Genomic DNA, 25313 nt, shown 5'->3' with positions numbered 1-25313 from the left:
GGAAATGAAGCCACTCGGCATCGGTTTGATCGGCACCGGTTACATGGGCAAATGCCATGCGCTGGCTTGGAATGCGGTGAAGACGGTGTTCGGCGATGTCGAGCGCCCACGTCTCGTGCATCTGGCCGAAGCCAATGCCGGGCTTGCTGAGACGCGTGCCGGCGAATTCGGTTTCGAGAAGGCGACGGCCGACTGGCGGGCGCTGATTGTCGACCCGGAGGTCGACGTCGTCTCCGTCACCACGCCCAATCAGTTCCACCCCGAGATGGCGATTGCAGCCCTCGATGCCGGCAAGCATGTCTGGTGCGAAAAGCCGATGGCGCCGGCCTATGCCGATGCCGAACGCATGCTGGAAACGGCGAAGCGATCCGGCAAGGTTGCCGCCCTTGGCTATAATTACATCCAGAATCCTGTCATGCGGCATATCAGGACGCTGATTGGCGAGGGCGCCATCGGCACGGTCAACCACATCCGCGTCGAGATGGATGAGGATTTCATGGCCGATCCCGATGTCTTCTTTTATTGGAAGAGCGAGCTTTCCGCCGGCTACGGCGCGCTTGACGATTTCGCCGTGCACCCGCTCTCGCTGCTCTGGTATCTCTTCGGCCATGTCGAGGCCGTCATAACGGATATGGTCAAACCCTATGCCGACCGCCCGCTGAGCGAGGGCGGTCGCCGTGCCGTCGAAAACCACGATGGCGCCAACGTGCTGATGCGGCTTGGCGGCGGCATCTCTGCCGTGTTGATGGCGAATCGCGCCGCCTGGGGTCGCAAAGGCCGCATCGCCCTGCAGATTTTCGGCTCGAAAGGCTCGATCGTCTACGACCAGGAGCGCATGAACGAATTCGAACTCTATCAGGCCGACGGCCGTGGCTCCGAACAGGGCTTCCGCAAGATACTGGCGGCACCCGCCCATCGGCCTTATGATCGATTTATCCCGGCGCCAGGCCATGGCCTCGGCTTCAACGATCTGAAGATCATCGAATGCCGCGAGCTGATCCGGGCAATTTCAGGCGAGCCGTCGTCGATCGTGACATTCGAAGACGGTCTCAGGATAGAGAAGTCGGTGCATGCCATGGCACAGTCCTTCCACGAGCACCGCTGGATCGAAATCGGCTGAATGTAAGAGGCCGCTTTCCGTTGACGGTGCATGAGGCAGGCGATAGGCCTGACGTAGTGTCGGGCGCAGTTTCGGGAGTGAGATCGTGACGGATAGACTGGTGATCATCGGCGCGGGCCAGGCCGGTTTCGCATTGGCGGCCAAGCTGCGTGCGTTGAAGGATACGCGCCCGATCACCCTCATCGGCGCCGAAGACGTCGCTCCCTATCAGCGCCCGCCGCTTTCGAAGAAATACCTGCTCGGCGAAATGAGCTTCGACCGCCTGCTGTTTCGCGACCAGCACTGGTATGGCGACAATGACGTCGACCTTCGCCTTTCGACTTGGGCCGAGCAGATCAAGCCGGACAGCAAGCAGGTTCTGCTGCAGGACGGCTCCGTTCTCGATTACGGCACGCTGGCACTGGCCACCGGCTCGACGCCGCGCCGGCTGCCGGCCGCGATCGGCGGCGATCTCGACGGCGTCTATGTCGCCCGTGACAAGCGCGATGCCGATCTGCTCGCCGACGAGATGCGTCCCGGTCGCCGCGTCCTCATCATCGGCGGCGGTTACATCGGCCTCGAGGCGGCAGCCGTTGCCCGCCATCGCGGCCTTGAAGTCACCGTCATCGAGATGGCCGACCGCATTCTGCAGCGCGTCGCGGCGAAGGAAACCGCCGACATCATGCGCGTGATCCACGAGGCCCATGACGTGGTGATCCGCGAAAAGACCGGGCTCAAGCACCTGATCGGCAAGGATGGCCGCGTCACCGGCGCCGCACTTTCCGACGGATCGGTCATCGACATCGATTTCGCCGTCGTCGGCATCGGCGTCGCGCCGAACGATCAGCTTGCCAAGGAAGCCGGTCTCGAAGTCACCAACGGCATTGTCGTCGACGAATTTGCCCGCACCTCCGATCCGGCGATCTTTGCGGCTGGCGATTGCGCCGCACTTCCCTGGCAGGGCGGCCGCATCAGGCTCGAATCGGTGCAGAACGCCGTCGACCAGGCCGAAGCGGCGGCAGCCGTCATCGCCGGCGGCAGCGAACCTTATGATCCGAAGCCGTGGTTCTGGTCCGACCAGTATGACGTCAAGCTGCAGATCGCCGGCTTCAATCTCGGTTATGACGAGACGCTGCTGCGCCCCGGCGCCCGCGAAGGCGCCCATTCGGTCTGGTACTTCAGGGAAGGCCGGCTGATCGCCGTCGATGCGATCAACGACGCGAAGGCCTATGTGACCGGCAAAAAACTGCTGGAATCCGGGACCAATCCCGACAAATCGATTCTCGCCGACCCTTCTGCTGACCTCAAGAGCCTGCTCGGCTGAGATCAGGACCGATCGTGGCAAGGGAACGCCGTGCCCGGCGCGCCATCCTGCCGGGCGCCGGGCGGCAAAAGCTCGGCTTCCTTATCGAAGAGAACGAAGCGCGATCAAATTCGGCGGATCTCGGCAGGAGTGAGGTCTGTTTTCGCAACCAGCCGAAATGCTGTCTCGCTGCATTTCTTCTGGTGAAAACTCAAAAAACCCTTGCATTCACAGACCGGTCACCATAGTTAGGCCGCACCGGAGAGGTGGCCGAGTGGTCGAAGGCGCTCCCCTGCTAAGGGAGTATACGTCAAAAGCGTATCGTGGGTTCGAATCCCATCTTCTCCGCCATCCCGATTTCCTGAACACGCGTCGATCGTTAGTTTCTAGCAGGGACTCATGTTCGTTTAGTCGGCTAGGCCGGGCGACGAAACGATCTCTCTGTCTCAAGCGAGAGAATCGCCTGCGGGAATCACCTCCCGCGCTGAAGCCACGAGCAGGGGGCGAAAGCGGATCGGTGCACGTCGGGTTACGCTTCCGGCAATCATGAATCCCCCGCAAGAGCGCATTTTGACGAAAAAGCGTCACGAATGTGTCGCAAAGCGCATGTCCAATTCTTTGCTGGCCTCCCCTAAGCCTCCGCAAAATCAGGGTTTTCTTAACAAAGCATAAAGGAAATCGGGGGCGGCTGCCCGACTTGTGTCCTTTCAGCAACAGAATGTCGGGAAGGCTCCCTCAAATCACCCATCCGAGTAAGTTGGTGATTGCGTGACGGCTTCCGTCTTGTATTTTCAGTGTCGGAAGCAAGGGCGACTGATCGTCCACTTCTTGAAACACGGGGATGGGGCAGGGAACGCTGCTCAGCGAAAGATCCCAAACCCGATCGAAACTTTGAATTGGAGGTCATTTATGAACATCAAGAGCCTTCTTCTCGGCTCCGCTGCTGCTCTCGCAGTAGTTTCCGGTGCTCAGGCTGCTGACGCTATCGTTGCTGCCGAGCCGGAACCGGTTGAATATGTTCGCGTCTGCGACGCTTACGGCACCGGCTACTTCTACATCCCGGGCACCGAAACCTGCCTCAAGATCGAAGGCTACATCCGTTTCCAGGTTGATATTGGCGATCAGCCGCTCAATCAGTCGGCTTCTAACGACTCCGATTGGGATGCAAGAACTCGTGGCCAGGTTCAGTTCACGGCCAAGAGCGATACCGAGTATGGTCCGCTGACCGGCGTCATCGTCATGCAGTTCAATGCTGACAACTCCTCTGAGCAGGAAGCCATCCTCGACTCCGCTTACCTCGACATCGCGGGCTTCCGCGCTGGTCTGTTCTACAGCTGGTGGGACGATGGTCTCTCCGGCGAAACCGACGACATCGGCTCGCCGGTCACGCTGCATAACTCTATCCGTTATCAGTACGAAACCGATGCCTTCTACGCTGGCATCAGCGTCGACGAACTCGAAGACGGCTTCTACAAGACGGACGAAGAGCCGAACAACGTCGGCGTTGCAGTCGGTCTCGGCGGCAAGGCTGGTGCATTCAGCTACCAAATCACCGCCGGTTACGACGTCGACAACGAAGACGGCGCTATCCGTGCAATGGGTACGGTTGACATCGGTCCCGGTACGCTCGGCCTCGCTGCCGTATATGCTACCGGCCCGAGCTCCTACTACACCAAGGCTGAATGGGTTGTCGCTGCCGAATACGCTATCAAGGCAACCGACAAGCTCAAGATCACTCCTGGTGTCCAGTACTACAGCAACTACTACGTTGCTGGCGACGACTTCAGCGACGGCGAAGCCTGGAAGGTCGGTCTGACGGTTGATTACCAGATCGTCGACAACTTCTACGCCAAGGCTTCGGTTCAGTACCTCGATCCGGAAGATGCAGACGACGAAACGGCTGGTTACTTCCGCCTGCAGCGTTCGTTCTAATCTGATCTGACTTCGGTCATTCAGGAAGCCCGGCTCTCGAGCCGGGCTTTTTGCATTTGAAGGAAAGGCCCATCGTGCCAGCTGACCAATTTCCTGAGGTTATCGGCAGGTGTCGAGAAAGGCTCGAATTGTCGTGGGGATATTGCCGAGATGCAGGAGGGGCGCGTGCCCTTGTCCTTCGGCAGCATGAAGGATCAGCCGCGAATGCCGCCGCGCCATTTTGCCGACGGTTTCCTGTGAAAGCAGCGACGTATTTTCACCGCGGATCAGCATGAGCGGCAACCGGCTCAGGCTTTCGAATTGCCCCCAGAGATCAGGCAACGGCTGGCTGAAATCGATCGATTTCAGTGCCTCTGCGATCGCCGGGTCGAAGTCGGCGACCGGCCTCCCATCGATATCGCGATAAAGGGCAAGCGCCATCTCGCGCCAGTCTTGCTCTGCGAGCGCGGCAAACGACGCGCCATGATTTTCCTTCAATATATCGGCCGCCTCGTTCCAGTTCGCCGGCTTCCTGCCGCTGTTGAGGTAATCGCGGATCAGCATTAGCCCTTCGGCCTCGAGCACAGGCCCGATATCGTTGAGGATGACGGCTTCGAGAAGATCCGGCCGCGTCGCCGCGATCAGATGCAGGATCAACCCGCCCCGCGACGTGCCGATGAAGATCGCCCGCTCGATGCCGAATGCTGCACAGGCGGCAAGGACGTCGCCGGCCTCAATGGCGAGATTGTAGTTCGCCTTGTTTTCATCCCATGCCGAGTTTCCCCGCCCGCGCGAATCGAGCGCAATCACCCTGCGCGGCATTGTTGTGTCCCGAGAGAGAAGCAGCGCAAGCGGATGAAAATCCCGCGTATTGCGGGTCAGGCCGGGCAGGCAGATCACCGGCAGCCATCCGGCGGTTGCCGCCTGATCGGGTCGATAGTCGCGGGCATAAAGCCTCAACCCATCAGAAGACGTATAAAATCGTTCCTGGAAACCGCCTGCATCCATATCCGGCATCGCATCCTCGAGACCTGTCTGATCCCGAAGATGTAGCTTGCTTTTCAAGCCGCGCCAAATGGCTTCAGGAGGCGCTGCGCCCGCCGATCAGGTCGCGCTCGATATCGGTGGGCTGGCCGAGACGGGCTTTATAAACCTCGTAATTCTCCATCACCCGTTGCACATAGTTGCGCGTTTCGGGGAAGGGGATGCGCTCGATCCAGTCGACGATCTCGTCGATCGGCCTGCCGCGCGGATCGCCGTAGCGGCCGATCCATTCCGGCACTCGCTTCGGTCCGGCATTATAGGCAATGAAGGTGAGGATATAGGAGCCGCCGAAGGCGTCGATCTGCTCGCCGAGATAATGGGCGCCGAGTGTCGCGTTATAGCCGGCATCGGCCGTCAGCTTGTCCTTGGAAAAGGCGATGTTGTGGCGCTTGGCCACCGCTTGGGCTGTTCCCGGCAGAAGCTGCAGCAGGCCGCGCGCGTTCGCCGCCGATACGGCGGCCGGGTTGAAGGCACTTTCCTGCCGGGCGATGGCATAGGCAAGCGCCTTGCCGGAGCCTGTTATATTGGCGTTCGCCGGGATTACGCCGACCGGAAAGGCAAGCGCTGCGACATCGATGCCGCGTCCATAGGCGATCTTGCCGATCTGCAGCGAGAGATGATGATCGCCGGACAGCTCGGCCCGTGCCGCAAGGACAGCCAATTCACCGGGGCTTTGCAGTTGATCGGCGAGCGCGAGATAGAGAATGGCGGCCCGCCATCCATGGCCGGCGGCTTCCAGCCGGGCGATCGCCTGCACGGCTTCGCGTGCCTGGAAGCGTTGCCGGTCGGCCGCGCTCGGTGCGGGATAGGTGACATTAAGCGTCTTTCGCCCCAGCCTTTCGGCCGCGAGCTGTCCATAGAAGGTGCCCGGAAAATTCGCGGCCTTCGCATAGAATTCGCTGGATTTGCCGGGGCCTCCAGCCTCCGCTGCTCGTCCCAGCCAATACCAGGCGCGTGAAACCGAGATCGGTCCGTTTGATGTCTGGAGGATTTTGCGGAAATGTCTTTCCGCCGTTGCCGGGTCCTGCAGGCCGCGAAGCGCGTACCATCCGGCATGGAATTCAGCCTCGACGATATCCGTCGGGCTCGTTGCGGCGTAGTTTGCGACGATGCGATAGGCAGGCTTGAACTGTCCCTGGTCGACGAGACCACGGCTGATGATGCGCTGCTCGTTCCACCATTCGCCGGAATTGACGAGTTCGCTACGCTCGGGTGGCATCTGCTGCAGAAGTGCTGCCGCCTCGGCATACTTGTCCTGCTTGCGCAGATATTCGATCCGCGCAAACAGCAGGCCGGCATCGCCGCGCCATTTCGCATCGACGGCGTTGAGCAGCGCGCCGGCATTGCCGGCTTTGGCGTCGACGGCAGCCCAGGCCGTGTAGAGCGACTGCGCCTGGCCCATGTCTCCGAAGCGCTTGGCCTGCGCCACCCGGCCGCGATACATCAGATAGTCCATCCGCGCCTTATGGTCGGCAGGTGTCAACAGCGCGGAAAACTCGATGAGAATCTTGTCCTCGGTCGCCTTGTCGAGAGCCTCTCCGCGCCAGACCTTGCGGATATATTTTGCCGCCTGCGGCTGCTTGCCTGACGCTACCAGCGCCCGGCCGAGGATGACGGCGCCCTGCATCGTCTCGGGCGCGGTATCGCCGAAAGCGGCGAGGACGGCGGAAGGGGCGGGATTCTCGTCATAGATCGCGCGTTCGGAATAGGCGCGCAGCCGCGAAAGACCCGGCCAGCCCTTGAGCTCTTGCGCGGCGCTGGCGATTTCATAAGAAGGAACACCCTTCAATCCGGAAACGGCGATCGCCCAGGTGAGGATATGGCGGTCGAGCGTCCCGTCGCGCATACCGTTGCGGATCGAAAGTGCCAGCTGCGGGTCCTTATCGGAAAGCGCGTTGAGGCCGGCTTTCAGGTCGCCGTTGACGGGCGCGATGGTCGGATTGCGCGGAATGGCGCCTGTCGTGATCGATTCCGGTATGGCTGTTTCGGGAATGAAGCCGAGCGGCTTGACGGCAGGCGTGGCAGTGCTCTCGCCGGGAAGCGGCGACGCAACACTGCTCCACGCGGCGGCAATGAAGCCGAAGGCGGACAGAATCAAGACAGCTTTCTTCATCCGGGATCTCGCAACGAAAACACGCCCTGCCATTTGGCTAGAGGCATCTTAACGAAACCTTACCGTACCAGGTAAAATTCATTCACATCTGCTATCGGAATTTGCCCTAAACCGAACTCTGCGCGCTTGTCGCGATGATTTCGGCGCTTTATGGTGCGCAACTCATATTCATGGAATGCGGCCGAAGCAAGGATTTGGTCGTGAGGAGCTTTGCATGTTCAATGGGTCCATTCCCGCCCTCGTCACCCCCTTCACGGATGCCGGACTGATCGACGAAGACAGCTTCGCCGCTCATGTCGACTGGCAGATCAAGGAAGGCAGCGGTGGTCTCGTTCCGGTCGGCACGACCGGCGAATCCCCGACGCTGTCGCATGCCGAGCACAAACGGGTAGTGGAACTCTGCATCGAGGTTGCTGCAAAACGCGTTCCCGTCATGGCCGGCGCTGGCTCGAACAATACGCGTGAGGCGATCGAGCTTGCCCAGCACGCCGAAAAGGTCGGTGCGAACGCCGTTCTGGTCGTCACGCCCTATTACAACAAGCCGACGCAGAAGGGTTTGATCGCGCATTTTTCGGCGATCGCCGAGGCCGTCGATCTGCCGATCTATATCTACAATATTCCCGGCCGCTCGGTGGTCGACATGACACCGGAAACGATGGGTGCGCTCGCCAAGGCGCACAGGAATATCGTCGGCGTCAAGGATGCGACGGGCAAGATCGAGCGCGTCTCCGAACAGCGCATCAGCTGCGGCACGGATTTCAGGCAGTTATCCGGCGAGGATGCGACGGCGCTTGGCTTCAACGCCCATGGCGGTGTCGGCTGTATTTCGGTCACGGCCAATGTCGCCCCGCGCCTTTGCGCCGACTTCCAGGCGGCAACGCTGGCAGGCGACTATGCCCGCGCCCTGGAATATCAGGATCGGCTGATGCCGCTGCACAAGGCGATCTTCCTTGAGCCGGGTCTTTGCGGCGCCAAATACGGGCTCTCCAGACTTGGCCGCATGAGCCGCAACGTTCGCTCGCCGCTGCTTTCGACGCTGGAGCCGGCAACGGAATCGGCGATCGACGCCGCCATGCGCCATGCAGGCCTGCTGAACTGACGAGACGGGCCTTCTTCACAAGACGGGGTCTCTCCCTTACATAAAGGGCAAGAAATGAGGGCGCGGCTTTTCGCGCCCCAAAAGAAATTGGAATGTCGTCATGGCCCCCAAAGGCAGCCAACGCGTGGTGAACAAGGTCGTGGCCGAAAACCGCAAGGCCCGCTTCAACTACGAGATCATCGATACTTACGAGGCCGGCATCGTGCTGATGGGCACGGAGGTCAAGTCGCTGCGTGAAGGCAAGGCCAACATCGCCGAATCCTACGCCTCGGATGAGGGCGGCGAGATCTGGCTGATCAATTCCTACCTGCCGGAATACTTGCAGGCCAACCGCTTCAATCACGAACCGCGCCGGCGCCGCAAGCTGCTGCTGTCGGGCCGTGAAATCCATCGGCTGCGCTCTGCGATCAACCGCGAAGGCATGACGCTGATCCCGCTGAAGATCTATTTCAACGATCGCGGTCGGGCAAAGATGGAACTGGCGCTCGCCAAGGGTAAGAAATTGCACGACAAGCGTGAATCCGAGAAGGAGCGCGATTGGAACCGGCAGAAGAGCCGCCTGCTGAAGGCTCATGGTTGACCATGCTGGGGCCGATCACACTGCAATCGGCCGTTGTCGCGTCTCGTCCGTGTAAAGGCGTGGCCACGCGAGGAGCTGGCCGCCGCGCCTCTGCATAATTCAAATTGTTACAGCGAGAGGTCAGTCTTCGAAATCGCTGGCCGGGGCGACTTCGGCCGGGCGTGGGGCCCGCTCGGAGGGGTCGCGACCGATTTCAGCCTTCAGAGACAAGAGATCGATGAAATGATCGGCCTGCCGGCGCAGGTCGTCGGCGATCATCGGCGGTTGGGTCGCCATGGTCGAGATCACCGAAACCTTGCGGCCCCTGCGCTGCAACGCCTCGACCAGGTTCGTGAAATCGCCGTCGCCTGAGAAGATGACGAGATGATCGACCGTTTCGGACTGTTCCATGGCGTCGATGGCAAGCTCGATGTCCATGTTGCCTTTGATCTTTCGGCGGCCCATGGAATCTGTGAATTCCTTGGCGGGCTTGGTGACGACTTTGTAGCCGTTGTAGTCGAGCCAGTCGATCAGCGGCCGGATCGACGAATATTCCTGATCTTCGATCAGAGCGGTATAATAGTACGCGCGCAGCAGATATCCGCGTTTCTGGAATGCTTTCAACAGCTTGCGGTAATCAATGTCAAAGCCGAGGCTCTTGGATGCAGCGTAGAGGTTGGCGCCGTCAATGAAGAGTGCAATTTTTTCGCGTGGGTCAAACATCGCTTACCAATCCAATGAGAGCAATCGAAATCCGCGTGGGCCAAACTTCAATAAAAACAATAGCTTGTGTTTCGATTTCGATCTGATCCTTACTTTATGAATTATTCATATATGAAAGATTTAGGGCACGATTCGACATATTCCAAGCAACCTTCGGTGGAATTATGACATTCTCCATGGAAATCTAGCTCAGCCGCGGATAAAGACGAGGGGAGCCGGAATGAAAAACTTGTATTTGCCCGGTTTTAATTGTATCGGGCGTGTTAATCCCGAAATGACGACCGCAAAGGACAGGCAATGGCCCGTGTCACAGTTGAAGATTGCATCGACAAGGTGGAGAACCGCTTCGAGCTGGTTCTGCTCGCCAGCCATCGCGCCCGGCTGATTTCCCAGGGTGCCTCGATCACCATTGATCGCGACAATGACAAGAATCCTGTGGTGGCGCTCCGCGAAATTGCCGATGAGACGCTTTCGCCCGATGACCTCAAGGAAGATCTGATCCATTCGCTGCAGAAGCATGTCGAAGTCGACGAGCCCGAGCCCGATCCGGCAAGCATGATCGCCGCCGGCGGTGTCGCCGCAGCCGATAGCGAAGAGCAGGACGACGTGCCGGAGACGATCACTTTCGACCAGATGTCGGAAGAAGAGCTGCTTGCCGGCATCGAAGGCCTCGTGCCGCCGGAAAAGAGCGACGACTACTAAGCGCGCTGGCCGATCCCCTGTCGCATCGGTCAGATGCGATCCGGAAAAAGCTGCATGCGATGCAAAAGAGCGACGATTACCAATCGTCAATCTTGCACCTTTATTGCTTAGGCATATTATTGCCCATGTGTGCGCCAATCGTTGATTGGCGCGCTTTTATTTTATCGGAGTGGCTTTGGAATGATGCGGCAGTACGAGCTCGTGGAGCGGGTTCAGCAATACAAGCCCGATGCCAATGAAGCACTGCTGAACAAAGCCTATGTTTACGCCATGCAGAAGCATGGCCAGCAAAAGCGCGCGAGCGGCGATCCCTATATTTCCCATCCGCTCGAGGTCGCCGCCATTCTCACCGACATGCACCTCGATGAATCGACCATCGCGGTTGCCCTTCTGCACGATACGATCGAGGATACGACGGCGACACGCGCCGAGATCGACGAACTCTTCGGCGAGGATATCGGCCGCCTGGTCGAGGGTCTGACGAAGATCAAGAAGCTCGACCTTGTCACCAAGAAGGCCAAGCAGGCAGAAAACCTGCGCAAGCTGCTGCTGGCCATTTCCGACGATGTGCGCGTGCTGCTCGTCAAGCTTGCCGATCGCCTGCACAATATGCGCACCCTCGATCACATGTCGGCCGACAAGCGCGCCCGCATTTCCGAGGAGACGATGGAAATCTATGCGCCGCTCGCCGGCCGCATGGGCATGCAGGACATGCGCGAGGAACTCGAGGAACTCTCCTTCCGGCATATGAACCCGGAAGCCTACGAGACCGTCACCAAAAGGCTGGAAGAGCTTTCGAAGCGCAACGAAGGCATCGTCAAAAAGATCGAGGCCGAACTGCGCGACCTTTTGGTCGCAAGCGGCCTGACGAGCGCCTACGTCAAGGGCCGGCAGAAGAAGCCCTATTCGGTCTTCCGCAAGATGCAGTCGAAGTCGCTTTCCTTCGAGCAGCTTTCCGATGTCTACGGCTTCCGCTTGATCGTCGAGGACATCCCCTCCTGTTACCGGGCGCTCGGCATCGTCCACACGCGCTGGCGCGTCGTGCCCGGCCGCTTCAAGGACTATATCTCGACGCCGAAGCAGAACGATTACCGTTCGCTGCACACCACCATCGTCGGCCCCTCTAGCCAGCGCATCGAACTGCAGATCCGCACCAAGCGCATGCACGAAATCGCCGAATTCGGCATCGCCGCCCACACGCTCTATAAGGACGGCGCCACCAATGCCGATGGCGACATCCTTTCTCGTGAATCCAATGCCTATTCCTGGCTGCGTCATACGATTGAGGCGCTCGCCGAGGGCGACAGCCCGGAAGAATTCCTCGAACACACCAAGCTCGAGCTCTTCCAGGACCAGGTCTTCTGCTTCACGCCGAAGGGCAAGCTGATTGCCCTGCCGCGTGGCGCCACCCCGATCGATTTCGCCTATGCGGTGCACACCAATATCGGCGACACCACGGTTGGCGCCAAGATCAACGGCCGCATCATGCCGCTGGTGACGCGGCTTGCAAATGGCGACGAAGTCGAGATCATCCGCTCCGGCGTGCAGGTTCCGCCGGCCGCCTGGGAGGAGATCGTCGTGACCGGCAAGGCGCGCGCCGCCATCCGCCGCGCCACCCGCATGGCGATCCGCAAGCAATATGCCGGTCTCGGCCACCGCATTCTCGAGCGCACCTTCAACAGGGCCGGCAAGATCTTCTCGCGCGAAGCGATGAAGCCGGCGCTGCACCGTCTCGGCCAGAAGGATGTCGAGGATGCGATCGCCGCCGTCGGCCGCGGCGAGATGTCCTCGCTCGACGTGCTGCGCGCCGTCTATCCCGATCATCAGGATGAGCGGGTCACCGTGAAGCCCTCCGGCGATGACGGCTGGTTCAACGTCCGCAGCGCCGCCGGCATGATCTTCAAGATCCCGGGCAAGACCAAGGCAGGGCACGAGGGAGGCCATTCGGAAATCGACACTGAGGCCGATATCGGCCCGATTCGCGGCCTGTCCGGCAATGTCGACGTCAAGTTCGCGCCGACCGGCGCCGTGCCCGGCGATCGCATCGTCGGCATCATGGACCAGGGCAACGGCATCACCATCTATCCGATCCAGTCGCCGAGCCTGCAGCGTTTCGACGATCAGCCCGATCGTTGGATCGACGTGCGCTGGGATCTCGACGAAGCCAACAAGTCGCGTTTCATGGCGCGTATCATGGTGAATGGGTTGAATGAACCCGGCACGCTCGCCAAGGTCGCCCAGACGGTCGCAGGCCTCGACGTCAATATTCGCTTGCTGAACACGGTGCGGGTCGCGGCCGATTTCACCGAAATGATGCTCGAGGTCGAGGTCTGGGACCTGCGTCAGCTCAACCAGCTGCTCGCCCAGATGAAGGAACTGGATTGCATCGCCACGATCCGGCGCCTCTACGAGTAAGTTTTTGTTAAGCCGCTCAGGAATTCGAGCGAAAGATTGCACATTTTATGATCGTTTTGGGGTCGAAACGGCGCATTAAAAAGGCGAGCGATGCGTTGAGTGCATGGCTGTATCCATGTTGCGGCGGTGGTAATTAACCTTTGCAATGCCTATCTTCTGGTCATCGAAACATAAACAGAAGATGAGACAAGGTAATGTTTGACCCTATCAAGAAATTCGCTCGCGCCTTTCGCGCTCCGACCACGCAGGAACGTGAAATGGCATATTTGAATGGCTCGCTCGATCGTATCGATCTCGAGTTTCGTCAGCGCCAGGTCGACCGCGGTCTGTTCCGCAATCGCTGATACTGGACTTTATACTTGAGGTAAGTGAGGGACGTTATGCATAACGGACGCCCCTCGGCATGAAGAAGCTCCTTTTCGCAAAGAGAACTGAGGGGCGGTTTTTCGAGCGGTATCATTTGCCGCTCTTGTCATGGTGGTGTGCGCTGCACTAAATACCGGCCATGTTGTTTCGCCGTCGCAAACCTGCGGGATTCAAGGAAAAGATGCGGGAGCTTTTATGGCCTCGCAAAGGTTTCCTTCGCCCGATCCGTTACCTGACAATGCGCGTCCTGCGCCTGAGCGCTTCGCCGCATGCGGTTGCCGCCGGCGTCGCTGCGGGTGTCTTCGTCTCGTGGACGCCTTTCATTGGCGTGCATTTCGTCATGGCTTTCGTCATCACCTATTTCCTTTCCGGCAGCATGGTGGCCGCCGCCCTCGGCTGCGCCGCCTTCGGCAATCCGCTGACCTATCCCTTTATCTGGGGCATCACGTGGGAGATCGGGCATCTGCTGTTGAGCCGCGAGGATCAACTGGCCGGTCAGACGGTGGATCTCGCCGCCCTTTTCCACAAGCTGAACTTCACTGAGCTATGGAAGCCGGTGCTGGAGCCGATGCTGGTCGGCGCCATTCCGCCGGCGACCGTCACCTCCGTTGCGCTCTATGCGCTGACGTTCTACACCGTCAGAGGTTTTCAGACGCGCCGCCATATACGGCTGATGGAGCGGGCCCGCCTGCGTCTTGCCGTTCCGGCCGGCGACATGCCGAGCATATGAACCCGATCAAGAATTCTTAAGCGACGGAAGGTTCCGGCATGATCATCGGCATTGGCAGCGATCTGATCGACATTCGCCGCGTCGAGAAATCCATCGAGCGCTTCGGCGAGCGCTTCACCCATCGCTGCTTCACCGAGATCGAGCGCGCGCGTTCCGATAAGCGGGCAAACCGTGCCGCATCCTATGCCAAGCGTTTCGCCGCCAAGGAGGCCTGTTCCAAGGCGCTCGGTACCGGCATAGCGCAGGGCGTCTTCTGGAAGGACATGGGTGTCGTCAACCTGCCGAGCGGCAAGCCGACCATGCTTTTATCAGGCGCCGCCGCCCTGATCCTCGAATCGTTGCTGCCCGCGGGGCACAGGCCCGCCATTCATTTGACAATAACGGATGATTATCCCTTGGCGCAGGCCTTCGTTATTATCGAGGCGTTGCCCGAGAGCCTCTGACCGCGACCTCGGGAGCTGTTGATCGCGATCTCGGGAGCGGTTGAACGCGACCTCGGAAGCGTTCGACGCGACCTCTCGTCGCTTTTGATGTTGTCGCCATTGCCGCAACCGGCCGAAGCCGCTAGAGAGAACGACAGAAAGAATTGCGCCTCAGCGGCGTCTTGAAGGAATAAGACTGCGTGTCCGAAAAAGTCGAAGCCAAGCCGAACGCCCTCTGGGAAAATATCAAAGTCATCATCCAGGCGCTGATTTTGGCGATGGTGATCCGAACGGTGCTGTTCCAGCCCTTTACCATTCCGTCCGGTTCGATGATGCCGACGCTGCTTGTCGGCGACTACATCTTCGTCAACAAGTTCGCTTACGGCTATTCGAAATATTCGCTGCCCTTCTCGCCCGATATATTCAGCGGCCGCCTCTTCGGTGCCGATCCGAAGCGAGGCGACATCGTCGTCTTCCGTTTCCCGCCGAACCCCGACATCGATTATATCAAGCGCTGCATCGGCCTGCCGGGCGACCGCATCCAGGTTACCGACGGCGTGCTCTACGTCAACGGCAAGCCGGTTCCGAAGGTGGCGGACGGGGCGTTCACTTCGGATTACAAGCTCGACCCGGGCGAGGACGTGCCGGTGTTCCGCGAAACACTCGACGACGGCAAGTCCTACGACACGCTCGATCAGTCTCCGGTGTCGCGTGGTGATAACACCCGTGAATTCATCGTGCCGGAAGGCCATTATTTCATGATGGGCGACAATCGCGACAACTCGCTCGACAGCCGCTTCGACGTCGGCTTCGTGCCTGCCGAAAATCTTGTCGGCCGTGCCAGCGTCATCTTCTTCTCGCTCGGCAACGACACCTCCTTCCGCGAAATCTGGAAGTGGCCGACGAACATGCGTTGGGACCGCCTCTTCAAGGTTGTTGAATGAGTAAGGCGCAGACGCTTTCTGCGGTGGACCGCGCAAAGCTTGAAGGCCTGATCGGTCATGACTTCGCTGAAAAGGAACGCCTGGATCGCGCGCTGACCCATGCCAGCGCCCGCACCGAAAAGGGCGGCAATTATGAACGGCTGGAATTCCTCGGCGACAGGGTCCTCGGGCTCTGCATCGCCGAGCTTCTGTTTCGCACCTTCGGCACGGCGGGAGAAGGCGAGCTCTCGGTTCGCCTCAACCAGCTCGTCAGCGCCGAAACCTGTGCTGCGGTCGCCGACGAACTCAATCTTCACCTCTATATCCGCACCGGCGCCGATGTGAAGAAACTGACCGGCAAGCGCATGATGAATGTGCGCGCTGACGTCGTCGAAAGCCTGATCGCCGCGATCTATCTCGACGGCGGCCTCGAAGTCGCCCGCCGGTTCATTCTGCGTTACTGGCAGGGCAGGGCGGTGCGGGCAGATGGCGCCAAGCGCGACGCCAAGACCGAGCTGCAGGAATGGTCGCACGCGAAATTCGGCGTCACGCCGATCTACCGGGTTGATGAACGCAGCGGACCGGATCATGATCCGCGCTTCAAGGTGACGGTGGAAGTTGCTGGCATTAAGCCCGAAACCGGCGTAGAGCGGTCGAAGCGTGCCGCCGAACAGGTGGCGGCAACGAAGATGCTCGAGCGCGAAGGCATTTGGCAGCAATCGCCTGCCGGAAACTGACGGGACAATGACACAAGAAGAAGATATCGCGGCCGAAGCTGCTGCAGAAACCAATGGTCCGACGCATTCGGGCTTTGTCGCGCTGATCGGGCCGACCAATGCCGGCAAGTCGACGCTGGTCAACCGCCTCGTCGGCGCCAAGGTCTCGATCGTCAGCCATAAGGTGCAGACGACGCGGGCCATCGTCCGCGGTATCGCCATCCACGACAATGCCCAGATCGTCTTCATGGATACGCCTGGTATCTTCAAGCCGCGCCGCCGGCTTGACCGCGCCATGGTGACCTCGGCCTGGGGCGGTGCGAGGGATGCCGATCTGATCGTGCTTCTGATCGATAGCGAGCGCGGCCTGCGCGGCGATGCCGAGGCCATCCTCGAAGGCCTCAAGGAAGTCCGGCAGCCGAAGATACTGCTGCTCAACAAGATCGACCGCGTCAACCGCGAGGATCTGCTGGCGCTGGCCGCGAGCGCCAACGAGAAGATCGCTTTCGATCGCACCTTCATGATCTCCGCCGAAAACGGCTCCGGCTGCGACGACCTCATGGACTATCTGGCGAAAACGCTCCCGGAGGGGCCGTGGTACTATCCAGAAGACCAGATCTCCGATCTGCCGATGCGCCAGCTCGCTGCCGAGATCACCCGCGAGAAGCTGTTTCTGCGCCTGCACCAGGAGCTTCCCTATGCCTCGCACGTCGAGACGGAGAAGTGGGAAGAGCGCAAGGACGGCTCGGTGCGGATCGAGCAGGTGATCTATCTCGAGCGCGATAGCCAGAAGAAGATCGCGCTCGGCAAGGGTGGTGAAACCATCAAGGCGATCTCGACTGCTTCCCGCAAGGAATTGTCGGAGATCCTCGAACAGCCGGTCCATCTCTTCCTATTCGTCAAGGTTCGCGAGAATTGGGGTGATGATCCTGAGCGGTTCCGCGAAATGGGGCTCGATTTCCCGAAATAAACATGGCAAGGATTTCGTCGGGTTGGCGCCAGCCCTTTGTTTTCGCATAAAGAACTCGCATCGCTCACGGAACAAATCCGTGGCTCGCGCATTCATTGATGGACGGCGCGCCAATGTTGGCGCGCCGATTTTGCGACGGCAAGGGCAAGTATGGCGACGTCGAGACCCATCAATTCTTTCAAGACCCCTTGCGAGCAATGTCCTTTGCGGCCCTTGCCACATTTCAGGGAATTCAGCCGTGACGAGCTGGAATTCGTCTCGAGCTTCAAGAGGGGTGAGCTTGCCGTCGATGCCGGCTCCACCATCCTCGTCGAGGGCGCACATAGCGCTCATCTCTTCACGGTGCTCGCTGGCTGGGGCTTCCGCTACAAGATGCTGGAGGACGGACGCCGCCAGATTCTGAATTATATCATGCCGGGCGACCTGGTCGGACTGCAGGGAACGATTGCCGGTGAGATGCAGCATTCCGTTGAAGCGCTTTCGCCCGTGTCCCTTTGTGTCTTCGAGCGTGACAGGCTGATGACGCTCTACAACCAGCACGCCTCGCTCGCCTTCGACATCACTTGGATCGCCGCGCGCGAGGAGCGCATCCTGGATGAGCATCTCTTGAGTATAGGCCGCCGCACGGCGCTGGAAAGAGCAGCCTACCTGATCGCTTTCCTGTTCGAGCGCGGTCGGAAGCTCAATATCTTCAACGGCCGCAAATTCATCCCCATCACCCAGCAGCATATTGCCGACACGCTCGGCCTTTCCATCGTTCACACCAACAAGACCTTGAAAAAGCTCAGCGAACGTGGGTTGATCCGCTGGCAGGAGCGCGGCTGCGAGGTGCTGAATGGCGAGGAATTGATGGCGATATCAGGCTGGGAAGGGCTCGGAGAGGGCAAACGCCCGTTCATCTAAAGCGCGTCGCGATCTTTCAGATTCGCTCCTCGCATTTTAGGTCTTTGTTTTACGCATGTCGTCAGCGCAAAACCACTGCACAGTTTTGCGCGACATGCTTCAGCCAAGCAGCTTCGTTATGTCTTTTTTAAATGCAGATTAGCAGCAAGGAAAATAAGGTCGGCCGTCATCTTCCTCCGATTTTGATTCTTATCGACCGGGCAGAAAAATGGTTTATTCAGAAAAGGTGGCGGAATTCACCGATAGCGTGCCATGCGGGGCACCGGAGGGCAATGATGTTGGCGAAACGGCCGGGGTGCTGCGACAGGCGCCCGACGAGGGGCATCGAATCATGAGCGCAATCCGTGTTCTGGTTCTTGAAGACAGTCTGATCATCGCGATGGAGGCGGAGGATATTCTCCGCCTGGCCGGCGTCGAGAGCATCGATATCGTCGGCAGTGTGGAACAGGCGAGGGCTGCCATTATTGCGGAGACATATGATTTCGCCCTTCTCGACGTCAATCTCGGCGAGGGCATGAGCTTCGGATTCGCCCGTCATCTTCTCGATATCGGCATCCCCTTCGGCTTCGTCAGCGGCTATTCCGATACCGGCGATTTCCCGCCCGATCTGCAGAACATACCGCTTCTGGTGAAGCCTTTCGACGAAACGGCGATGCGGGAATTCCTGCAGAGGCTTTTCCCGGCTGTCGCCTGACGCGGTCCAAGACAGAAGCCAGACCTTGCATTGCAGCGCGTCTTTTCAGACGCGCAAAGGACGCTGTAACGCGTTGAATTATGCAGTAGGATGGATTCGTCAGCCGTAAGGACTTCTTTCGATGCAGTGGCAGGACCATGCGATCATCCTGGGCGTCAAGCGCCACGGCGAGACGAGCGTCATCGCTGAGGTAATGACGCGTGATCGCGGCCGCCATCTCGGTCTGGTGCGTTCCGGCCGCTCGCGCGCCATGCAGCCGGTGCTGCAGGCGGGCAATGCCGTGGAGGTCATCTGGCGTGCCCGGCTTGACGAGCATCTGGGCGAATTCCGCGTCGAGCCGGTGACGCTGCGCGCTGCCCGACTGATGGAAACGGCGACTGCTGTCTACGGCGTCCAGGCGATGGGCGCGCTGCTGCGGCTGCTGCCGGAGCGTGACCCGCATCCGCACCTCTTCGATGCGCTGGAGGTCATCCTCGATCACCTGCACAACCCGGCCGATGCCGGTGAACTCTTCGTGCGCTTCGAGCTTGCGGTGCTGAACGACCTCGGCTTCGGCCTCGATCTTGCCGAATGCGCCGCCACCGGCGCCCGTTCCGATCTCGTCTATGTCTCGCCGAAATCCGGCCGCGCCGTCAGCCGTGCCGCTGGTGCTCCCTGGGCGGACAAGATGCTGCTTCTGCCGCCGTTCCTCAGCATCGAGGGCAATCACGCCGCCGATTTCGATAGTCTCGCAGCCGCCTTCCGTCTGACAGGGTTCTTTCTGCATCGTCATGTCTACGAGCCGCGCGGCATCGAGGCGGCAGCTGCCCGCGAGGGCTTCGTTCAGGCGGCGCTCAAGGCGCTTAATCCAGCCTTGCGGACGCTTTCCGGCCCGAATGGTATTTCCGCCTGACCCCCGTTTTTTACGGGTGCAAAACATCCTCCGGATTTGGCGGTTTACCTGCCGATGAGCGCTTCCTATGTCTCCAGAGGATTGCCAATCAAGGAGGACTCCATGCTGACCAAGACCGCATCACCGACGACGATCACGCTCTGGAACGGCCGCGAAATTCCGCGCCTTGGCATGGGATGCTGGGCGATCGGCGGTCCCTTCTTCGCCGGCGACACGCCGCTCGGCTGGGGCGATGTCGACGACGATGAATCCGTGCAGGCGATCAACCGCGCAATCGAACTCGGCATCCGTTTCTTCGACACTGCCTCGAATTACGGCGCCGGCCACTCGGAGGAGGTGCTCGGCCGGGCGATCGGCAATCGCGACGATATCGTCATCGCCACCAAGTTCGGCTTCGCCACCGATTCGGAAACCAAGCAGGCAACCGGCGCCTTCGCCGATGAGGCCTTCATCCGCCGTTCGGTCGAGACCTCGCTGCGCCGTCTCAAGCGCGATCGCCTCGATCTCCTGCAGTTCCACCTCAATGATTTTCCGCTGGAACAATCGGATGCCGTCTTCGATACGCTGGAAGCGCTGCGCGCCGAAGGCAAGATCGATGCGTTCGGCTGGAGCACCGATTTTCCCGATCGCGCCGCCCGTCATGTCGGCCGCCAGGGCTACGTCTCGATCCAGCATACGATGAACGTTTTCGAACCGGTGCCGGAGATGATTGCGGTGATCGAGGGGAAGGGGCTGATCTCCATCAATCGCGGTCCGCTGGCGATGGGGCTGCTGACCGGCAAGTTCACCGCCGACAAGGCGGTGGGCGCCAAAGATGTCCGTGGGGCGGCCCTTGACTGGATGGTCTATTTCAAGGACGGGCGCATGGCCCCGGAATTCGCCGCACGGCTCGATGCCGTCCGCGATCTCCTGACATCAGGCGGCCGCACGCTGACGCAGGGCGCGCTTGCCTGGCTCTGGGCACGCTCGCCGCGCACCCTTCCCATTCCGGGGTTCCGCACCGTTGCCCAGGTGGAGGAAAATGCCGGCGCGCTGGAAAAGGGACCGCTGCCGGCCGATGTCATGGCGGAGATCGATGCCGCGCTCGATCGCGTCTGAAAAGGCTACGCTGCGGCGCGACGCTTGAGCGCCCAGCCTTCCGGCTTCTCTTCAACGATGCGGACGATGTCACCGATCGTGATCCTGCCGCTGCCGCGCGGCGTAACGTTCCAGCCGAAGAGCGGGCCGGGCACACGCCGGTCGGCCGACATGCGGATGCGGCCCATGGCCGGCATCGGGTTTGGTCCCTCGCGGGATCCGGTCAGTTGGTCCTGCGTCGTCATGATGCAGCGGGAGCAGGGTTTGACGAGATCGAAGCGGATGCCGGCGATCTCGATCGCCGCCCAGCGGTCCTCCGCCCAGGCCTCGTCGGTTTCGATGACGATGTTCGGACGGAAGCGTTCCATGCCGACGCTGCCCTCGCCATGGGCGGCGAGATCGGCATTCAATGCCTTCAGCGAGCCGGTCGTCGTCACCAGGATCTGGTAGCCGTCGGTAAAGGTGACGGGCGTGGCTTCGCCGGCCCATTCGGCATTCGCCGTCCGCCGCGCCTGCCCGTCGAAGAACACTAGGCGCACCTCGCGGCCAAGCCATTCGGAAAGCTGCCGGTTGCTCTCCGGATCGGCGACGGCGGCGCTGACGGCAGATTTCCACACGGTCACATCCATGCGGGTCTCAGGCTGAGGCGGCTGGACCGATATGTCAGGTTTTCCCCGCATCAGCAGCCGAAAGGCCTTCGCTTCCGGTCGCACCTCGATACGTGCGAGGTCGGGCAGCTCGCGCTGGGTGATGAAGTGCCCCTGCGCATCGGTGACCATCGCCCGCCGGTCGCCGGGAAGCCCGTAGGCGTCGATGTCGGCGGCCGGCAGCGCAATGCCGCGGGCGCTCTTGAGCGGATAGATGAAGAGGTCGCTGACACGCATGCCGTTCTCCTAGATTTCGTCCATGAATTCCGAGAGAAAATCGCGCAGGCTTTTGTCACGCGCGGCCGCCAGCCTGCGGCCGGTCTCGGTCTGGAATCCTTCCGCCAGTTTGAACAGCTTCGTCTGGAAATGGTCAATGGCATAACGCTTGTCATCGAGCGGACGGTCTGCCGCCGCTGGGTCGAACGGATCGTAGAGCCCGGATCCCAGTCGTCCGGCGATATAGAAGCAGCGGGCGACGCCGATCATGCCGATCGCGTCCAGCCGGTCGGCATCCTGCAGGATCTTCGCCTCCAGCGTCTGCGGCACCACCCCGGCCGAGAAGCTGTGCGCGGTGATTGCGTGGGCCGCGGCTTCGATATCCGCGCCGCTCCAGCCGAGTTCTGCCAGGATCGCCGATGCTTTCTCCGCCGCCAAAGCCGATGCTTTTGCCCGCAGCGGCGAATCCTTCTCGACGGCGACGCAGTCGTGCAGCAGCACGGAAGCGGCAAGAACCCGCCCGTCGCCGCCTTCTCCCGCATGGATGCGCATGGCATTCCTGAAGACGCGCAGGATATGGGCAAGGTCGTGCGAGCCGTCGTCGCCGTCGGCCGCATGCGCAATCAGCGCCGCGGCAAGCGTTTCGTGTGGGGAGAAGGCTTCAGCCGCGAACATAGCGCCACCTGTCATGAGGAAAATCGTTTTCCGCCGATAGAGCATCGGCGCGGAAGTGGATGCGGACGGTAAGAGAATGCGACAACCAGATCTCGGAATCGCAGTCGATTTTCTAGAGCATGATGCCGAAAAGTGTGAGCGGTTTTCGGGCGACATCATGCTCTAACTATATATTGCAGAACAGGATTCAGATTTTAGGCCAGGTCGGCCTAAAATCATCCTGTTCTAACGGCTTGCCGTACGAGTCGCAATCGAGGGTGATCTCAGCGCTTGGCTTTGGGGAGACGCGTCACGCCACCGTTCTTCGGCGGCAGGGAGAGAAGATAGGGCACGTCACGCGCCGGTCGCGGCGGGCTGATGTGATAGCCCTGGATCTCGTCGCATTCCTCGCATTCGAGCAACGCCAGCTGCTCGGCCGTCTCGACGCCTTCGACGGTGACGCGCATGCCAAGCGCATCGCCGAGCAGGATGATCGCGTGCATGATCGCATGCGCTTCCTTGTTGTCGACGATGTCGTTGACGAAGGATTTATCGATCTTGATCTTGTCGAAGGGGAAGCTCGAGAGGTAGCTCAACGAGGAATAGCCGGTTCCGAAATCGTCCATCGAGATGCGGATGCCGCGCTCCTTCAGCGCATGCAGGATCGGCAGCACTTCGCTCAGATTTTCCATCAGCACGCTCTCGGTGATTTCGAGTTCGAGCCGCGACGGCGACAGCGCGGCGGCGGCAAGCGCCTCGCTGACATCGCGCGTCAGGACGCTGCTGCTGAACTGGATTGCCGAAACGTTGACGGCGACCTTAATGCCTTCCGGCCATAACGCTGCATCATTGCAGGCCCGGCGCAAAACCCAACGGCCGATATCGACGACGAGGCCGACCTCTTCGGCAAGCGGAATGAAATCCATCGGTGGAACGCGGCCTCGGACCGGATGGTTCCAGCGGATCAAAGCTTCGAAGCCGCAGATGCGCCGCTGCGAGAGGTCATAAAGCGGCTGGTAATGCAGCTCGAATTCCTCGTTCTCGACGGCTGCTCTGAGGTCTGCCTCCAGCGCGTGGCGCAGCTGCATCTGCGCTTCCATCTCACTGGCGAAGAAGCGCTCGCGTTTGCGCCCGTCCGCCTTGGCATGCGACAGCGCCACGCCGGCATTTTTCAACAGGATATCGGTTTCCTCACCATCCTCAGGGGCGATTGCGATGCCCATGGAGACGCTGAGCTCCACCTGTTTCTCGCCGTGGAAGAATGGTTCGGAAAGCTCACGGCGGATCTGCTCGGCAAGCGCCGTCACGTTCCACGGCTGCTGCTTGCCCGTCTGCAGGATGGCGAATTCGTCCGAGCCGAGGCGCGCCAGGGTGTTTTCCGAACCGGCCGAGGCTCGGATGCGCTCTGCGACTTGCTGTAGGATCTTGTCGCCGACTGACACGCCCATCGTGTTGTTGATCGATTTGAACCGGTCGAGATTGAGATGGACGAAGGCGATCTGCTCATCGGGCTTGCGTTCTGTGAGCGTAGCATCGACCTGCTCGCGGAAATGGATGCGGTTCGGAAGGCCGGTCAGCGGGTCGTGGTGGGCGAGATAGGTGATGCGCTCGGCCGCCCTTCGATCCTCGGTGATATCGGCATGAATGGAAATGTTGCTGCCGTCGGAAAGGATAGTCACCATGCTCTGGATGATGCGGCCATCATCCATCAACCATTCGCGCCGACGGATACCTCTGCTTCTTGCGTTTGCGGAGGAATGTCGCCCGGTCCGCCGGCCGGGCTTGGCGCTGGCGCTCTCCGTGCCGCGCATTTTGGCCGTGAGATCGGCGATTGTCGCGCCAGCGATGACATCTTCATCCGTTAGGTCGAAGAGCTGACGGAAGCGGATGTTGGAAAGCGTCAGCCGCTGGTCGGCGTCGAAGACGCTGAGACCAAGCGGCAGGTTGTTGAGGATGATTTCGAAGAGTTTTTTCTGTCCGTCGAACGCCTGGCTGAGGGCTGAAATATTGCCTCTCAGCCTATGGTTCTCCCTCAACAATGTTTCAGCGCTTCGCTCGATTTCGCCATAGTCGCTTTCGTGGACGCGGTAGGTCGCGATCACCAGCTCCATCAGACGCTGCGCATCGACCGATCCATCGGCCGTGACGGCCTGGCTGCATTGCTGCCAGAAGAGCGCTTCAGCTTTCATGTGGGCGCGTCCAGTGGGACGGCTGCGACGGCAAGATCGTCTTCAACTGATGAACGTACCTCATCGCTTCGGAAAACCTTTCTAAAGTGAACATAAAATTGATTTTTTATAAGCCGAACGTCAAGGTGGTGCCTTGCAACGCCCATTCTGGATGGGCTGGATTAATATTCGGTTGCAGTGCAGCAGCGATGGCAGTTTGTTAGACGTTTGTTTTATATGTGAAAAATCGCTGAAATACCGGTAGGGCCCGTTGTCTGACGCAGGCGGAAGGTTGGCCTCGGCGCATTCCGTTAACTCTTGTCAATCATCGTTAATGAGAAGTTAACAACTTATTGACGCACTGCGCAAATCAGTTTAACCACCGAGTCAACACTGATTTTCCACGTTCGTATTGCGTACAAACACCACCGGCAAAAGGCGGTGAATGGAGGTTTGTATGACCAGCACCACATCCGTTTCAGACACCTCATATGCATATCTGGCGACGCTTTCGCGTCTCGATGCCAATGGCGATGGCGTCCTCAGCCGCGGCGAACGCGCCGCCGATGAGAAGCCCGGCATCATCAAGGAACTCCTGGAAGACGACACGAGCGGCGACACGCAGCCGAAATTTTCCGGCAGCCTCATCGCGCTGATGATGGACACGCGCAACAGTGGCGCGGCAAGCAGCATCGCGGTTTCCTATCCGTTGCAGCAGACCGCCCCGGCGAACGGCGATCAGTCCGACGATCTCTACCGCAACACTTACGGCCAGTTCGACTTCAACGCTGTCGCCTGACGACCGGCGTCTCAATTCGGGTGATCTGCAAGCCGGCCGTTTGGCCGGCTTTTCTCGTCCGATATTTGTGCGGACAACGCCGAAAATAGGAATGATTTTCCGAAAGGATTATGCGCCAATTTAAAGTCGTAGAGCGTCCCTAGCGCGTCCTGTCGGACACGCGACGCT

The 25313-nt window shown here is 60.0% G+C and carries 24 protein-coding genes and 1 tRNA gene; 19 read left to right on the top strand and 6 right to left on the bottom strand.

Annotation, left to right across the window (positions count from 1 at the left end; genetic code table 11):
- Positions 1-4 precede the first annotated feature (4 nt).
- The 4 genes from OIU37_RS11765 (at position 5) to OIU37_RS11750 (ending at position 4334) form a co-directional block, all read left to right on the top strand.
- Positions 5-1120 carry a Gfo/Idh/MocA family protein gene (locus OIU37_RS11765; protein WP_171601021.1) on the top strand — a complete coding sequence of 372 codons (1116 nt, stop codon included), beginning with the start codon at positions 5-7 and terminating at the stop codon, positions 1118-1120.
- A gap of 85 nt (positions 1121-1205) precedes the next feature.
- Positions 1206-2423 (top strand): NAD(P)/FAD-dependent oxidoreductase, encoded by a 1218-nt coding sequence (locus OIU37_RS11760; protein ID WP_180693326.1) that lies wholly within the window; start codon positions 1206-1208, stop codon positions 2421-2423.
- Between the two features lie 239 nt (positions 2424-2662).
- A tRNA-Ser gene (locus tag OIU37_RS11755) sits at positions 2663-2753 on the top strand.
- Between the two features lie 558 nt (positions 2754-3311).
- Complete coding sequence (locus tag OIU37_RS11750) at positions 3312-4334, top strand: porin (RefSeq protein ID WP_180693325.1); 1023 nt, start codon at positions 3312-3314, stop codon at positions 4332-4334.
- 99 nt (positions 4335-4433) lie between these two features.
- Here the strand turns inward: OIU37_RS11750 and OIU37_RS11745 are convergent, their stop codons facing one another.
- A complete protein-coding gene (locus tag OIU37_RS11745) occupies positions 4434-5330 on the bottom strand; it encodes an alpha/beta fold hydrolase (RefSeq protein ID WP_180693324.1) in 897 nt (298 codons plus the stop codon).
- 64 nt (positions 5331-5394) lie between these two features.
- Positions 5395-7470, bottom strand: a complete 2076-nt coding sequence (locus OIU37_RS11740; protein WP_171601017.1) for a lytic transglycosylase domain-containing protein — start codon at positions 7468-7470, stop codon at positions 5395-5397.
- A gap of 214 nt (positions 7471-7684) precedes the next feature.
- On the opposite strand from OIU37_RS11740, the gene dapA reads away from it, so the two are divergent.
- A complete protein-coding gene (gene dapA / locus OIU37_RS11735; RefSeq protein WP_171601016.1) occupies positions 7685-8569 on the top strand; it encodes a 4-hydroxy-tetrahydrodipicolinate synthase in 885 nt (294 codons plus the stop codon).
- 100 nt (positions 8570-8669) lie between these two features.
- Positions 8670-9149, top strand: coding sequence for an SsrA-binding protein SmpB (smpB, locus tag OIU37_RS11730; RefSeq protein WP_003546925.1), 480 nt, complete (start codon positions 8670-8672; stop codon positions 9147-9149).
- Positions 9150-9269: 120 nt separating this feature from the next.
- Here the strand turns inward: smpB and OIU37_RS11725 are convergent, their stop codons facing one another.
- Positions 9270-9851, bottom strand: a complete 582-nt coding sequence (locus tag OIU37_RS11725; protein ID WP_003546927.1) for an NYN domain-containing protein — start codon at positions 9849-9851, stop codon at positions 9270-9272.
- Between the two features lie 297 nt (positions 9852-10148).
- On the opposite strand from OIU37_RS11725, the gene rpoZ reads away from it, so the two are divergent.
- From rpoZ to OIU37_RS11665, 12 genes are all read left to right on the top strand, one after another.
- Positions 10149-10553: a DNA-directed RNA polymerase subunit omega gene (gene rpoZ / locus OIU37_RS11720; protein WP_003558080.1), complete on the top strand. Its 405-nt coding sequence runs from the start codon at positions 10149-10151 to the stop codon at positions 10551-10553.
- A gap of 180 nt (positions 10554-10733) precedes the next feature.
- A complete protein-coding gene (locus OIU37_RS11715) occupies positions 10734-12968 on the top strand; it encodes a bifunctional (p)ppGpp synthetase/guanosine-3',5'-bis(diphosphate) 3'-pyrophosphohydrolase (RefSeq protein ID WP_168309750.1) in 2235 nt (744 codons plus the stop codon).
- Between the two features lie 194 nt (positions 12969-13162).
- Positions 13163-13312 (top strand): DUF3563 family protein, encoded by a 150-nt coding sequence (locus OIU37_RS11710; protein WP_003558084.1) that lies wholly within the window; start codon positions 13163-13165, stop codon positions 13310-13312.
- A 161-nt stretch (positions 13313-13473) separates the two neighbouring features.
- A complete protein-coding gene (locus tag OIU37_RS11705) occupies positions 13474-14064 on the top strand; it encodes a DUF2062 domain-containing protein (RefSeq protein WP_180693322.1) in 591 nt (196 codons plus the stop codon).
- Positions 14065-14102: 38 nt separating this feature from the next.
- A complete protein-coding gene (gene acpS, locus OIU37_RS11700; RefSeq protein WP_129418589.1) occupies positions 14103-14507 on the top strand; it encodes a holo-ACP synthase in 405 nt (134 codons plus the stop codon).
- Between the two features lie 179 nt (positions 14508-14686).
- Positions 14687-15430, top strand: a complete 744-nt coding sequence (gene lepB / locus OIU37_RS11695; protein WP_003546939.1) for a signal peptidase I — start codon at positions 14687-14689, stop codon at positions 15428-15430.
- The gene (rnc, locus tag OIU37_RS11690) at positions 15427-16146 is read left to right on the top strand and encodes a ribonuclease III (protein WP_171601014.1); all 720 of its coding nucleotides are present in this window, start codon (positions 15427-15429) and stop codon (positions 16144-16146) included. The genes lepB and rnc overlap by 4 nt, the downstream gene beginning before the upstream one ends.
- A gap of 7 nt (positions 16147-16153) precedes the next feature.
- Complete coding sequence (era, locus tag OIU37_RS11685) at positions 16154-17095, top strand: GTPase Era (RefSeq protein ID WP_171601013.1); 942 nt, start codon at positions 16154-16156, stop codon at positions 17093-17095.
- Positions 17096-17245: 150 nt separating this feature from the next.
- A complete protein-coding gene (locus OIU37_RS11680) occupies positions 17246-17998 on the top strand; it encodes a Crp/Fnr family transcriptional regulator (RefSeq protein ID WP_171601012.1) in 753 nt (250 codons plus the stop codon).
- 208 nt (positions 17999-18206) lie between these two features.
- Positions 18207-18692: a hypothetical protein gene (locus OIU37_RS11675; RefSeq protein ID WP_240602404.1), complete on the top strand. Its 486-nt coding sequence runs from the start codon at positions 18207-18209 to the stop codon at positions 18690-18692.
- A 121-nt stretch (positions 18693-18813) separates the two neighbouring features.
- Entirely contained in the window at positions 18814-19584 is a 771-nt protein-coding gene (gene recO, locus OIU37_RS11670; RefSeq protein WP_180693320.1) for a DNA repair protein RecO, read from the top strand.
- Positions 19585-19686: 102 nt separating this feature from the next.
- Positions 19687-20682, top strand: coding sequence for an aldo/keto reductase (locus OIU37_RS11665; protein ID WP_180693319.1), 996 nt, complete (start codon positions 19687-19689; stop codon positions 20680-20682).
- 5 nt (positions 20683-20687) lie between these two features.
- Here OIU37_RS11665 and OIU37_RS11660 read toward each other — a convergent pair whose 3' ends face one another.
- The 3 genes from OIU37_RS11660 to OIU37_RS11650 all read right to left on the bottom strand — a co-directional run bounded on the left by OIU37_RS11660 (position 20688) and on the right by OIU37_RS11650 (position 24367).
- On the bottom strand, positions 20688-21545 hold the full coding sequence (locus OIU37_RS11660; RefSeq protein WP_180693318.1) for an MOSC domain-containing protein: 858 nt from the start codon (positions 21543-21545) through the stop codon (positions 20688-20690).
- Between the two features lie 9 nt (positions 21546-21554).
- Entirely contained in the window at positions 21555-22214 is a 660-nt protein-coding gene (locus OIU37_RS11655) for an HD domain-containing protein (RefSeq protein WP_180693317.1), read from the bottom strand.
- Between the two features lie 248 nt (positions 22215-22462).
- Positions 22463-24367 carry a bifunctional diguanylate cyclase/phosphodiesterase gene (locus OIU37_RS11650; protein ID WP_180693316.1) on the bottom strand — a complete coding sequence of 635 codons (1905 nt, stop codon included), beginning with the start codon at positions 24365-24367 and terminating at the stop codon, positions 22463-22465.
- 424 nt (positions 24368-24791) lie between these two features.
- On the opposite strand from OIU37_RS11650, the gene OIU37_RS11645 reads away from it, so the two are divergent.
- Positions 24792-25145: a hypothetical protein gene (locus OIU37_RS11645; protein WP_180693315.1), complete on the top strand. Its 354-nt coding sequence runs from the start codon at positions 24792-24794 to the stop codon at positions 25143-25145.
- Positions 25146-25313: the final 168 nt, after the last annotated feature.

It is taken from the genome of Rhizobium sp. BT-226, assembly GCF_025847085.2.
Taxonomy (GTDB): Bacteria; Pseudomonadota; Alphaproteobacteria; order Rhizobiales; family Rhizobiaceae; genus Rhizobium; species Rhizobium sophorae.
This window is presented reverse-complemented; position numbering and strand designations above follow the sequence as displayed.